Genomic DNA, 10,419 nt, shown 5'->3' on the forward strand with positions numbered 1-10,419 from the left:
CCCTAGGGGAGAGAATCTCTACGCCTTCAAACTTGCCTAAATTAAGTAGTTCTTTATCTCCAGTAATCAACAATTGAGCGTTACTTCTTACCGCCGTTCCTATTACTGGCAGATCTTTTTGATCTTTTAATATAGATATTTCAATCGCTTCTGGCTTCACTATTTGGCTGTGCTCTCTTAGGAATTGTAATATTTCTTGAACTATCGGTTTCGGAAGATGTATTTTAGTAACGAGTTTTTGCGCTACTTCATGCAAAATGTGCTCACTTAAAATTATCTCACATTTTGTAAGGCATACCTCAAAAACTTCTGCACACAATCCTCTGGTTGCAAAGGCAGCTATAATAACATTGGTATCTAATACTACCTTCACGAAATCGATCTAAAAATGTCTTCGTCTGTCAATAATCCCTCTGCTTCGGCAAAAGGAAGAACCTTTTTTCTTAACTGCTGAAATTTTTTTATCGCAAGATATTGAGAAAGGGCTTCTCTAATGATCTCGCTTTTAGACTTTCTTTCTATTTTTGAGATACTTTCCAGCTCTTTTTGCATTTTTTCAGGCAATCTAATGCTGATCAAACCCCGCATCTTTCCCTCCTCTGTAATGCAGAGTAATACAAAGGCGCTTAAGGGTCAAGAAGGCTCCGAAGTTTTAGGTAAGAAGGCTATGGGTAAGACGGGCTCTACGGCTATCAATGATGCATACGGGGAATCTTCCCTCTTCAGACGCTCAAAATCTTGGGCCGACCCGAGACAGGCTTCTCTCCAGGACTTTCCCGGTAAAAATAAATTCGCCTGGAGATCTTGAAGTTTTCATGGCCTCAGTCTATAGGCATCTCCGGAATTGTCCCCAAAGTGTCCCCAGCCGGGAAAAGCTGTTTGTAACTCCGCAAGAAATCGTAAAAGACTGGCGGAGGGGGAGGGATTCGAACCCTCGGTGCGGGGTTATGCCCCGCACACGCGGTTTCCAGCCGCGCCCCTTCGGCCGCTCGGGCACCCCTCCGGGGCTTCCTTTATTCTAAAACCCTTCCCGGTAAAATCAACCTTCCGAACGGAGTCTTTCCTCAACGCTTTGGACTTTGTCTCCCAAATGGACCTCCCGGTCCCGACGATCATCGATCTTTATGACGGTGAAGACCCGCTTGGCCCCGGCACCAAAAGGAATCTCGTGAAGCTCGGCCGCAAGATGTAAAAGTGCGGGACTATACTTATCTCCATGAGGGCCATCTCTACCTCCCGCCCTTCCAAATTTCAAGAAATCTCAGGGCATCTTCATGCATATAAACATTGTTAAAGAAGACCAGGACCTCCTCACACCGGAGGGACCTGAGGAGATCCGAAAGGCTTAAAAGCTCCCCATCGGTGTATTTTTTTCCGTAATGGATGCGGCCTCCCCGGCGCTCGCCGTGAAGCCGGAAATAAAGACGGGGAAGATCCCGCAGGAGGGAAAGAAACTCCGGAAAAAGCAGAGGATCAAAGGCCGGGACTACCCGATAGGTCTGCCAGAGGCGCAGGAGGAGCTCAGGATCCTCCCAGCGGATCTCCAGTGCGGGATAAGGAGGACCCTCCGGTACGAGCCTCCTCCATTCCGCAAAGAAGGGGGCGAGATCCTCCTTTTGGCATTTTCCGGGAAGTTGAAAGAGAAGATACCGGGCCGAAAGCCTCCGGCAGAGGGCAAGGGTTTCCCGGAGATATTCTCGGGTCTTTTCGGTAAGACGCAGGCAACCTACCTGATCCTTAAGAAGTTGGATCTCCTCCCGGGAAAGACCGCTCTTCCGCCAGGTGGGAGAAGAGATCGGATGGGTGAACCCCTGAAAGGCCTTAAGCGAAAGAAGGAAGCCCTCGGTCTTGCGAAAGACCTTTTCCCAGTTTGAGAGGCTCTTTTCGGTGGGAAAGCGATAAAAAGTAGCGTTTATCTCTAGAGCCGAAAAAAGTTTTACATAACGGGAAAGAGCCACCCGATTTCCGCAGGTGCCGATCCAGACCCTCATCCCGTTAGAACAGGTACCCACTCGGTGGTCAATTTTCGGGCCCGGGAACATAACCCCGGGAACATGGTGCAGGCGATCCGACGGGCCTCTCCGGTGGGCCGCAAGCGGATTTCCCGGTCCAGGCGTTCGCAGTCCGCATAATTAAGTCCCTCCACAAAGGCCCGCCAGAAGATCTCGTCGCGCAAATGAGGGAAGGGATTGGCCGGAGTGGGACGGATTTCGTTCTTTTCGATAAGCCGGATGTAGATCAGGCTCCGGGCTGCCAGCAACTTTTCTTCGATGGGGCGCCTCTGCTTAAAAAGATAATAGGAGGTGAGACCGTCTCCCGGGGCCGGAAAGAGACGTCGCGAGGAACGGTGGGGCAGGGCCTGAAGGAGGAGATTGCGCACCCGCAGATGTACCCCGCGGGGTTTTCGGCGCGCCAGTTCCCGCACCAGAATTAAATGAATGTACCCTGCCTCTACATAGACTGTGGAATCCGGGGGCAGGGAGGAAAGGAATTCGAGAAGGGCCTCGGCCCGCAGATGATCCCTAAAGGCCAGACGCCCGGCATCGGCCCGGGCAAAGGCGCAGATCTTTTCCACCAGGGCTTCAAAGGAATCCCGCATGGAGGAATAAAAGTCCAGGAGACGGCCAAAGGTTTCGTGCTCGTGGTAATAAACCGGCCCCAGCTCCGGATCCCGGGCCACCTCCTGGGGAGAGGCTCCCTCGGCCAGTCTCTCCTGCATGCGGAGGACCCGTTCCAGATAGGGCTCTATCTGGAGGATGCGATATCCCCGCCGATAAAGCTCCCGTAAGTAAGGATAAAGGGTCCGAGTGTATTCCGGAAAACCGGATTCGCTTTCCTCAAGCATCCTTTCTAGCGAGATTCGTCCCTCCAGGTAGTCCGGAAAGAGGGGATGCGGGGGTTCCTCAAGGAGGATGTAACCGTGCTGTTTCATCAGATCAAAGGCCAGAGGTAAAAACTCCACCCGATGCGGCGAAAGCCCCACGGTCAGAATGGCCATTCCCCCTCCGGAAGACGCTGTTCTTCCGGTAACTCTTCATTAAATACATAAAGTTCCACCTCCAGGATAGCCCCGGAGTCCGTTTCGACCCGGGCCCGTTCCCGGTGGTATTCGTCTTCCACCTCGTCCAGGATAGGAATGATTTCCTCCGGCACTTCATAGATTTCGCCCCGGACGAAGTCCTGGGGTTCGGCTGGCCGGGCCGCCGGATACTCCCCCAGGTCGTAAAGGGCATAGCCATTCACCCGCCCGACCCCCAGGAAACGCGCCGAGGCCAGAAGATAATGCAGGGGCTGGCCTCGCTTCAGAGTTCCATAAACGAAAAGGAGCTTCCCCATAGGTCTGGTATTTTAACCCAAAGTCTTTCCGTTTGCCTTCTCCAAGTGAAAAGTTAAAATATTGATTCAAATCAGCAGGTTCAGCCCAGGTAAGGAGGCCCAGGGATGCCCATCTATGAGTTTCAGTGTGAGGATTGCGGTGAGGAATTCGAAGTCCTGCTCAAGAGCCGCTCCGAGGTAGATAAGGTAAGTTGCAAGAAATGTGGCGGGAATCGGGTGAAACGCCTGATGAGCACCATAACCCCCATTGTGGATTCCGGCGGGGGAGGTTCCGATCGGCCCCGGGTGGCCGAAACCCACCGGTGTGACACCGGGACCTGCACCCATCTGGAACTTCCCGGGCACAGACGCTAACCCACCATGTCTTTAAGGGCGGTGCTCCTGGATGCGGAGGGGACCCTGGTCCACATCCATCCCTCGGTAGGGCAGGTCTATGCCCGGGTTCTGGCCGAAGAGGGCCTTAAGCTGGACCCCGATCTTCTCGATGCCCGTATCCGGGAGATCTGGCCCCGTTATCGCGGCCTCTTCCGAAAGGGGATTTCTCCTCGGGGGTGTCGCCGTCTGTGGGCGCGGATCTTCGAGGAGGTGATGGCCCCCTGGCTTAACGGAGAGCCCCGGAAACCTCTTTTCGAGAAGATATATCGGGCCTTTGCTCAGCCGGAGAATTTTCGCCTTGCACCCGGGGCCCGCGAGGCCCTCCAATATCTCCGGGAAAGGAGTCTCACGGTGGCCGTACTCTCCAACTGGGACGAACGTCTCCCTCAACTTCTCTCCTCCCTGGGGCTGCGCGATTACTTCGCCCGCATCTTTGTGGCCTGCGAGATGGGGGTCGGGAAACCCCATCCCCAAGCCTTTCACCGGGCCTGTAAGGTGCTGGGGGTGGCTCCCGGGGAGACCCTCATGGTGGGGAACGATCCCGAGGACGATTACCTGGGGGCCCTCCGGGCCGGACTCAGGGCCCGGCTCTACCGGGGCGAGAACCTGCTGGAACTCCTGTGCGAGGAGGTGGAAGGTGGCCGCTGCGGTTAGATTCAGGGACCTGGAAGAACTCTTTTCCGAGCTGGATCGGAATTTTGCCGAGGTAAAGAAACGCTTTCCCAAAGAGGTCCGCTGTCGCAGGGGGTGTACCGATTGTTGTTATGCTCCTTTTGATCTTTCGCTGGCCGAGGCCCTTTACCTGGCCCAGGCCTTCCGGCGTCTTCCCCGGCGCGAACGACGGGAGGTGGAGCGGAGGCTGAGTAAATACGAAAGGGACTGGCAGGAAAAGGTCCCCAAACCCGTAACCCCCTTTGTGCTCTCCACCCTGCGGTTGCGCTGTCCCTTCCTGGGAGAGAAGGGGTTGTGCGTGGTGTATGCTTACCGTCCGGCCACCTGTCGGATCTATGGGTTGCCTCTGGCCATCGGGGAGGAGACCTTCGTGTGTCCGCGTTCCGGCTTTGAGCCCGGAAGGACCTATCCTACCGTAATTTTTCCGGAGGTGCTGCGGCGTCTGGCGGAGATTTCGGAAAAGATCCTGCCCCGGGGAGGGAACCTGAGAGTGTCGTTAATCGGGGTGATCCGGGGGGAGTTCCCCGGCGCCCATCTCCTGACGCAGGATCTCTAGGGCCTTTTCCACCAGCGCGGCCTGCTCCCGGGAACCCATCTGCCGGTAGATCTTGGCCGAAAGCTCATAGGCCTCAAGGGCGGCCTGATATTTTCCCTGGTTTCGATAAACATCACCGATTCCGGCCAGCATCCGGGCGGCCCGATGGGCGTCCTTGTATTTTTCGGCGATCTCCAGGGCTCGATAGAGATAGGGCAGGGCTTTTTCCGGCTGTCGCAGTTCCTTATATACATATACGATCTTTTCCGAAAGGATGGCCGTGCCCAGTTCGTCTCCGTACTCCTCGCAGATATCCAGGGCGATCTTATAGGGCTTGAGGGCCTTGTCAAAGCTTCCCCGATGGAAATAGAGATCACCCATTTTCTCCGCGGCATTGGCCGCCTCCTGGTAGCGGCCGTGCTCCACGAAGACCCGGTAGGCCTCCTCATAACGGGCCAGGGCGTCCAGACTCTTCCCCTGGGCATAAAGGATCTTGGCCTCCTGATACCATTTCAGGGCCTCGGCCACCCGGGGATGGGTTTCCTGATTTGCTTCCTGATTCATGTTTTCCTCCAGCGCGTAAGGATTTGCTCCGCGAGGGAAGCTATCTCCAGGGTTTCAAAGCGATCCTCCTCCGGACGATAGATTTCGAAGCAGCTCTTATCTTCGGAGAGGGGAGTAATCTCCCCGGCCACTTCCTTGAGATCCAGGGCCTCAAGCACCAGAAGGGTCAGTCCGCGTACCCGGGGATCCTGATCGCGTAGAAGGGGAAGCAACCGAAGGGGACCCTCCCGTCGCAGTAGCTCCGGATGGGCTTCGGCTATCCGCCACAGGGCGAAAAGGGCCGCGGGACGAAACTCGGGATAGGGGAGAAAGGCCATGAGGTTGCGGACATAAAGACCGAAGCGCTGCGGCAGGGCCCGGATGATCTCCCCCACTGTTTCCAGGGCTCCCCAGGCCGAGGCCGCGGAATCCGCACTGGCGTAAAGGAGCCGCTTGACCAGATCAGCGATATCCTCGGGCAATTCCTCGGCCAGATCCCGGGCGATGTCTCCCAGATACTTGATGGTGCGGAACCGAAGCTCCCGATCGGGATGATAAAGGAGTTTCTGCAGGGTGCGGATGTTCAGGGGCTGGACCGCGCAGAGATCCCGCAATTCCTGGAAGCGTTTCTCTGCCACCAGCTTTTCGGCCTCCGGGCGTCGGAGCTTTCGGGGCTTAGCCCGGGGGCGCTTCCTCTCCTGGCGTATCCTCCGTAGCTCCTCAAGCCCCTTTTCTCCCAGATCCTTCAGGTCTTCGGAAAGTTTGACGAAATAGAGGACTCCGGAGACCTTTCGCCCCTCAAGGTGTCTTTCCGGGACGAGCTGATGGGTGATCTGGTCGTAGGGTTCGAGCACGGCCTCCCGGAAGTCTTCCTCGGGAAGGAGTTCCCAGGCCAGTTCCGGTCGCCCCCCGCTGGCCAGAAACAGGGCTTCGGCAAAGGCGGCCCCCCGGTTGAATCCGGTGACATCGCTGACATAGACCGCTCCACACTTACAGAAACCGGCGTCCAGATCCGCAAACTGATAGCCTAGATTGCGGGGAGGGGCTACGGGCTGACCACAGAAAGGACACCGGGGGGTGCGGTTCATGTCTGGACCAGTTTTTCGAACTCGGGATTCACCGGATAACCCAGTTCCTTGGCCCGGTCCAGGGCCTGGCGGGCTTCCTCTTTTCGGCCCTGGTAATAGAGGGCCACCGCCAGATTGTTATAGGCCATGGAGAACTCCGGGGCATACTCCAGGGCCCGACGACAGGCTTCCTCGGCCGCCGGATAGTCCTCCCGGGCAATGAGAACCGTGGAGAGGTTGACCCATACCGCCGGCAGCTCGGGTTTGACCTCCAGGGCCCGGCGATAATAATCCTCTGCGGCTTCGAGATCCCCCAGCTCGAAGGAGATGAGCCCCATGTTGGTCAGGGCTTCCGGGGAGGCGGGATAGATCTTTAAGGCCAGGGCAAAGGCCTTGCGGGCCTCCTCCAGCTCTCCTTCCCGGGCCAGGATGGTGCCCAGGTTGGTAAGGGCTTCGAAATTCTGGGGGTCGAGCCGGAGGATCTTTTTGAGGGTCTCCTTGGCCTCCTGAAGGCGCCCGGCCCGAAAATAGGCCAGCGCCAGCCGATGATGCGCAAAGATGGAACGCGGATTTTCCGCGGCTTCCTTTTCCAGTACAGCTATAATATCATCCATGTAAGGATCCCCCGGCAAGAAGTTGCTCTTATTCTAAAAGGATTGCGGGGTTTGTCCAGGGTCGGAGGATGAAGAAGGGTTGTCTTTTTCTCTCCCTGATAGTGGGGCTTTACCTGCTGGGCTGGTACATGGAGATCACCTCTCCGGTGAGCCACAAACCGGCTCCTCAGGTGGTCTTTATCCCGCCGGACACCCCGGTGAAGGAGGTGGCTCATATCCTCAAGGAACGAAAGCTCATACGCAGCACCTGGGCCTTCTATCTGGAGGGCCTGCGTCTGGGGGTGCTGGATAAGCTTAAGGCCGGGGAGTACGAGCTTTCCCCCCACCTGAGCCCGGCCCAGATCTTAGAGAAATTGGCCCGGGGTGAGGTCATCACCCACATCGTGACCATTCCGGAGGGCTATAATGTATGGGAGATAGCCCGCCTTCTGGATCGGGCCGGGCTGGTTTCCCGCAGGGAGTTTCTCTCTCTGGCCTTTAACGCCACCTTTGCCCATTCACTGGGGATTCCGGGGCCTTCGGTGGAGGGATTCCTCTTTCCCGATACCTATTATCTGGTCAAAGGGCTTTCCCCGGCGGAGATCATAAAGATTATGGTTTCGCATTTCTGGAAGGTATGGGCCAAATACGAAAAGCGGGCGCAGGAGATGGGGGTTTCGGTCTATGAAGTGGTGACCCTGGCCTCCATCGTGGAGAAGGAGGCGGTATTTTCCCGGGAGAAACCCCTTATCGCCGCGGTGTACTGGAATCGCCTGCGGCGGGGAATGCCCCTTCAGGCCGACCCCACGGTGCGGTACGCCCTGAAACGTTTCCGGGGAAGACTATATTACAAGGATCTCAGGGTGGCCAATCCTTACAATACCTATCGCTATCCCGGTCTTCCCCCCACCCCCATAGCCAATCCCGGAGAGGATAGCCTTCGAGCGGTTCTTTATCCGGCCAAGGTTCCCTATCTTTATTTTGTTTCCAAGGGAGACGGTACCCATTACTTTTCCTCCACCTACCGGGAACATTTACGCGCGGTGCGTCGCTATCGGCGCCACCGCCGTTATCAACGTAACCACCCATAATTTTAGGCTATTTTCTTAATAGTTATAGCATAGAGACTTTAAAGGACCGTTCTACCCCCTCTCGTATAAGTATTCTTTTTTCCGGTAAAAAAAGAGCCTTGACAATGGGGTGGGGTCGCTTGTAGCCTGGATGGTGGGATAAAGTGGGAGAAAGTGGTAAGTGTTCCGGGGGCGTTTTCGGCATACGCTGGATGAGAAGGGGCGGGTGAGTATCCCGCGACGCTTTCGGGATGCCCTGCGGGAGCGATACGGTGGAAGCGCGCTGGTGGTAACCCGGTTGCCGGAATGTCTGGTGGCCTATCCCTGGGAGGAGTGGCGAAGACTGGAGGAACGATTTATGGCTTTGCCCCAGGATCTGCCCGAGGTGCGGCTTTATCTGCGCTTTTTCCTGGGGGCGGCGGAGGAATGTTTCCTGGATCGGCAGGGGCGAATCCTCCTGCCGGTCCACCTGCGTGAGGCCGCGGGAATCCAGAAGGAGGTGGAATTCCTTGGGTTGCTGGATCGATTCGAACTCTGGAACCCGGAGCGTCTCGAAGACCGACTCTCTCAAGCCGAGGCCGATTTTGAAGCCCTTTCCCGCCGCGTGGCGGAGCTCATGCACGGTGAAGATCGAGCATGAACCGGTCCTGGTCCAGGAGGTGCTGGAATGGCTCTCGGTCCGGCCCGGCGGATGGTATGCGGACGGCACGGTGGGGCTGGGAGGACATAGTGAAGCCATACTGCGGGCTTCGTCCCCGGACGGCTTTCTTTTCGGTTTTGAATGGGATGAGGAATCCCTGCGTCAGGCCGAAAAACGACTCTCCCCCTTTGCCGGAAGGTTCCGGCTTTTCCGGGCCAATTTTGCCGAGATGCCCCAGATCCTCGCCCGGGAGGGCGTGCAGGTGGAGGGAATCCTTCTGGATCTGGGATTGTCCTCCTTTCTTCTCGAGGGTTCGGGGAGAGGGTTCAGTTTCCTGCGGGAGGAGCCGCTGGATATGCGCATGGATACCCGCCTCCGGGTAACGGCCCGCGATCTGATCAACCGCCTTTCCTATCCTCAATTGGTGGAACTCCTGCGTAATTACGGAGAGGAACCCCGGGCCGCCAGGATCGCCCGGGCCATCGTGGAGGCGCGGCGCAAAAAGAGGATCGAAACCAGCCTGGAGCTGGCCCAGATAGTGGAAAGAGCGGTGCGTCCCCGTAAAAGGGGGGAGCATCCTGCAACCCTCACCTTCCAGGCCCTGCGGATTGCGGTGAATCGGGAACTGGAAAATCTCCAACACTTCCTCTCCCGGGCCCCTGAAATCCTTAAGCCCGGGGGCAGATTGGCCATTATCTCCTTTCATTCCCTGGAGGATCGAATGGTCAAGAGGGCCTTCCGGGAGGACCCTCGATTACGGGTCCTTACCCGGAAACCCGTTCGTCCTTCCGAAGACGAGGTGCGCAGAAACCCCAGGGCCCGAAGTGCCCGATTGAGGGTGGCGGAGAGATGTCGGTCCTGAGCCTGGGTTACGCCTATAGACCCCGTTCCGCCGGTCGTAAGGTTACCGGCAGGAGTACGGGGTGGGCTCGAACCCTGCGCCGCATATTCCTGGTGTTGGTGCTCCTCCTGCCCTGGGTGTGGAGCTCCTACCAGTTCGTTCGATACCGAAGGGCCATGGAGGTACGAAATCGGCTGCTGCAGCGTCAGGAAGCCCTCCTTACGCGCTGGGAAAACCTCACCGCCGAGGAAAAGGTACGCCGAATGGTGGCCCCCAAGGGCCTCTTTAAACCCACGGAAAAGGAAATCCTGCGTCTGCCATGAGGGGAGGAATCTTTTTATTCCTTCTGGGGATGATCCTGGTGGGAGTGCTCTGGCACCCTCCCCTGGGGTCGAGCAGCCCGGAGCGCTCCGGCCCCTTCCCGGAGGTGCGAGATCGGGAAGGACGCGTTCTTCTGCGCACCGAGCGCCGTTTCCGGCTTTACTATCTGGAAAAATCTCCCCTTCCTCCGGCGTTGCGCAGACTGGCCTCCCCGGAAGAACTTCGGGGCGCACCTCCTTATCTTCTGGCCGAGGATCTTTCTCCGCGGCAGGCCGCCTCCTACCGCCGAGTCTCCGGGGTGCTGCTGGAGGAATATCGGGTCCCGTATTTTACCGGCGGGCGCCCCTTTGAGATCCTGCTTCAGCCCCTTCTGCGCCGGGGAATCCTTTTTCGCACTTCTCTCCTGCAGCTTACTCTGGCCTGGGA

At 57.2% G+C, this 10,419-nt stretch carries 17 protein-coding genes and 1 tRNA gene; 8 read left to right on the plus strand and 10 right to left on the minus strand.

Annotation, left to right across the window (positions count from 1 at the left end):
- From F8J34_RS08895 to F8J34_RS08925, 7 genes are all read right to left on the minus strand, one after another.
- Positions 1-373, minus strand: a 373-nt coding sequence (locus F8J34_RS08895) for a putative toxin-antitoxin system toxin component, PIN family (RefSeq protein WP_297058526.1), incomplete at its 3' end; no start/stop codon positions are given.
- Entirely contained in the window at positions 370-588 is a 219-nt protein-coding gene (locus F8J34_RS08900; protein ID WP_297058529.1) for a ribbon-helix-helix protein, CopG family, read from the minus strand. The genes F8J34_RS08900 and F8J34_RS08895, both read right to left, overlap by 4 nt.
- 320 nt (positions 589-908) lie before the next feature.
- Positions 909-1,003: transfer RNA gene (locus F8J34_RS08905), tRNA-Ser, on the minus strand.
- Between the two features lie 36 nt (positions 1,004-1,039).
- A complete protein-coding gene (locus F8J34_RS08910; protein WP_297058534.1) occupies positions 1,040-1,255 on the minus strand; it encodes a thiamine-binding protein in 216 nt (71 codons plus the stop codon).
- Positions 1,230-1,991 carry a DUF72 domain-containing protein gene (locus F8J34_RS08915; RefSeq protein WP_297058537.1) on the minus strand — a complete coding sequence of 254 codons (762 nt, stop codon included), beginning with the start codon at positions 1,989-1,991 and terminating at the stop codon, positions 1,230-1,232. Before F8J34_RS08915 ends, F8J34_RS08910 begins: the two co-directional genes overlap by 26 nt.
- Positions 1,988-2,998 (minus strand): hypothetical protein, encoded by a 1,011-nt coding sequence (locus F8J34_RS08920; protein WP_297058540.1) that lies wholly within the window; start codon positions 2,996-2,998, stop codon positions 1,988-1,990. Before F8J34_RS08920 ends, F8J34_RS08915 begins: the two co-directional genes overlap by 4 nt.
- On the minus strand, positions 2,986-3,336 hold the full coding sequence (locus tag F8J34_RS08925; protein ID WP_297058542.1) for a gamma-glutamylcyclotransferase family protein: 351 nt from the start codon (positions 3,334-3,336) through the stop codon (positions 2,986-2,988). Before F8J34_RS08925 ends, F8J34_RS08920 begins: the two co-directional genes overlap by 13 nt.
- Positions 3,337-3,441: 105 nt before the next feature.
- Here F8J34_RS08925 and F8J34_RS08930 point away from each other — a divergent pair, with 105 nt between their 5' ends.
- Genes F8J34_RS08930 through F8J34_RS08940 form a run of 3 tightly spaced genes read left to right on the plus strand, consistent with a single transcriptional unit; the run spans position 3,442 to position 4,939 of the window.
- Positions 3,442-3,690 carry a zinc ribbon domain-containing protein gene (locus F8J34_RS08930; RefSeq protein ID WP_297058546.1) on the plus strand — a complete coding sequence of 83 codons (249 nt, stop codon included), beginning with the start codon at positions 3,442-3,444 and terminating at the stop codon, positions 3,688-3,690.
- A 6-nt stretch (positions 3,691-3,696) separates the two neighbouring features.
- Positions 3,697-4,365 (plus strand): HAD family hydrolase, encoded by a 669-nt coding sequence (locus F8J34_RS08935; RefSeq protein WP_297058549.1) that lies wholly within the window; start codon positions 3,697-3,699, stop codon positions 4,363-4,365.
- Positions 4,349-4,939, plus strand: coding sequence for a YkgJ family cysteine cluster protein (locus F8J34_RS08940; protein WP_297058552.1), 591 nt, complete (start codon positions 4,349-4,351; stop codon positions 4,937-4,939). The genes F8J34_RS08935 and F8J34_RS08940 overlap by 17 nt, the downstream gene beginning before the upstream one ends.
- On the opposite strand, the gene F8J34_RS08945 is transcribed toward F8J34_RS08940, so the two are convergent.
- The 3 genes from F8J34_RS08945 to F8J34_RS08955 are packed head-to-tail and all read right to left on the minus strand — an operon-like array spanning position 4,880 to position 7,142.
- On the minus strand, positions 4,880-5,482 hold the full coding sequence (locus F8J34_RS08945) for a tetratricopeptide repeat protein (protein ID WP_297058555.1): 603 nt from the start codon (positions 5,480-5,482) through the stop codon (positions 4,880-4,882). The two genes, F8J34_RS08940 and F8J34_RS08945, sit on opposite strands and share 60 nt — an antisense overlap.
- On the minus strand, positions 5,479-6,549 hold the full coding sequence (locus F8J34_RS08950; RefSeq protein WP_297058558.1) for a DVU0298 family protein: 1,071 nt from the start codon (positions 6,547-6,549) through the stop codon (positions 5,479-5,481). The genes F8J34_RS08945 and F8J34_RS08950 overlap by 4 nt, the downstream gene beginning before the upstream one ends.
- Complete coding sequence (locus F8J34_RS08955) at positions 6,546-7,142, minus strand: tetratricopeptide repeat protein (protein WP_297058562.1); 597 nt, start codon at positions 7,140-7,142, stop codon at positions 6,546-6,548. Before F8J34_RS08955 ends, F8J34_RS08950 begins: the two co-directional genes overlap by 4 nt.
- A 68-nt stretch (positions 7,143-7,210) precedes the next feature.
- Between F8J34_RS08955 and mltG the strand changes: the two genes are divergently transcribed.
- From mltG to F8J34_RS08980, 5 genes are all read left to right on the plus strand, one after another.
- A complete protein-coding gene (mltG, locus tag F8J34_RS08960; RefSeq protein ID WP_297058565.1) occupies positions 7,211-8,212 on the plus strand; it encodes an endolytic transglycosylase MltG in 1,002 nt (333 codons plus the stop codon).
- Between the two features lie 160 nt (positions 8,213-8,372).
- On the plus strand, positions 8,373-8,831 hold the full coding sequence (gene mraZ / locus F8J34_RS08965; RefSeq protein ID WP_297058567.1) for a division/cell wall cluster transcriptional repressor MraZ: 459 nt from the start codon (positions 8,373-8,375) through the stop codon (positions 8,829-8,831).
- Positions 8,815-9,693, plus strand: a complete 879-nt coding sequence (gene rsmH, locus F8J34_RS08970; RefSeq protein ID WP_297058571.1) for a 16S rRNA (cytosine(1402)-N(4))-methyltransferase RsmH — start codon at positions 8,815-8,817, stop codon at positions 9,691-9,693. Before mraZ ends, rsmH begins: the two co-directional genes overlap by 17 nt.
- Positions 9,681-9,995: a hypothetical protein gene (locus F8J34_RS08975; RefSeq protein WP_297058577.1), complete on the plus strand. Its 315-nt coding sequence runs from the start codon at positions 9,681-9,683 to the stop codon at positions 9,993-9,995. Before rsmH ends, F8J34_RS08975 begins: the two co-directional genes overlap by 13 nt.
- Positions 9,992-10,419, plus strand: a 428-nt coding sequence (locus F8J34_RS08980; protein ID WP_297058579.1) for a hypothetical protein, incomplete at its 3' end; no start/stop codon positions are given. The genes F8J34_RS08975 and F8J34_RS08980, both read left to right, overlap by 4 nt.

This window comes from Thermosulfurimonas sp. (genome assembly GCF_015491435.1).
In the GTDB taxonomy this organism is placed as follows: domain Bacteria; phylum Desulfobacterota; class Thermodesulfobacteria; order Thermodesulfobacteriales; family Thermodesulfobacteriaceae; genus Thermosulfurimonas_A.

Coding starts and splice junctions, on each gene's coding strand:
- F8J34_RS08900 (WP_297058529.1), bottom strand. CDS start 588: ATGCGGGGTTTGATCAGCATTAGATTGCCTGAAAAAATGCAAAAAGAG.
- F8J34_RS08935 (WP_297058549.1), top strand. CDS start 3,697: ATGTCTTTAAGGGCGGTGCTCCTGGATGCGGAGGGGACCCTGGTCCAC.
- mltG (WP_297058565.1), top strand. CDS start 7,211: ATGAAGAAGGGTTGTCTTTTTCTCTCCCTGATAGTGGGGCTTTACCTG.
- F8J34_RS08920 (WP_297058540.1), bottom strand. CDS start 2,998: ATGGCCATTCTGACCGTGGGGCTTTCGCCGCATCGGGTGGAGTTTTTA.
- F8J34_RS08925 (WP_297058542.1), bottom strand. CDS start 3,336: ATGGGGAAGCTCCTTTTCGTTTATGGAACTCTGAAGCGAGGCCAGCCC.
- F8J34_RS08955 (WP_297058562.1), bottom strand. CDS start 7,142: ATGGATGATATTATAGCTGTACTGGAAAAGGAAGCCGCGGAAAATCCG.
- F8J34_RS08930 (WP_297058546.1), top strand. CDS start 3,442: ATGCCCATCTATGAGTTTCAGTGTGAGGATTGCGGTGAGGAATTCGAA.
- F8J34_RS08915 (WP_297058537.1), bottom strand. CDS start 1,991: ATGAGGGTCTGGATCGGCACCTGCGGAAATCGGGTGGCTCTTTCCCGT.
- F8J34_RS08975 (WP_297058577.1), top strand. CDS start 9,681: ATGTCGGTCCTGAGCCTGGGTTACGCCTATAGACCCCGTTCCGCCGGT.
- F8J34_RS08945 (WP_297058555.1), bottom strand. CDS start 5,482: ATGAATCAGGAAGCAAATCAGGAAACCCATCCCCGGGTGGCCGAGGCC.
- F8J34_RS08950 (WP_297058558.1), bottom strand. CDS start 6,549: ATGAACCGCACCCCCCGGTGTCCTTTCTGTGGTCAGCCCGTAGCCCCT.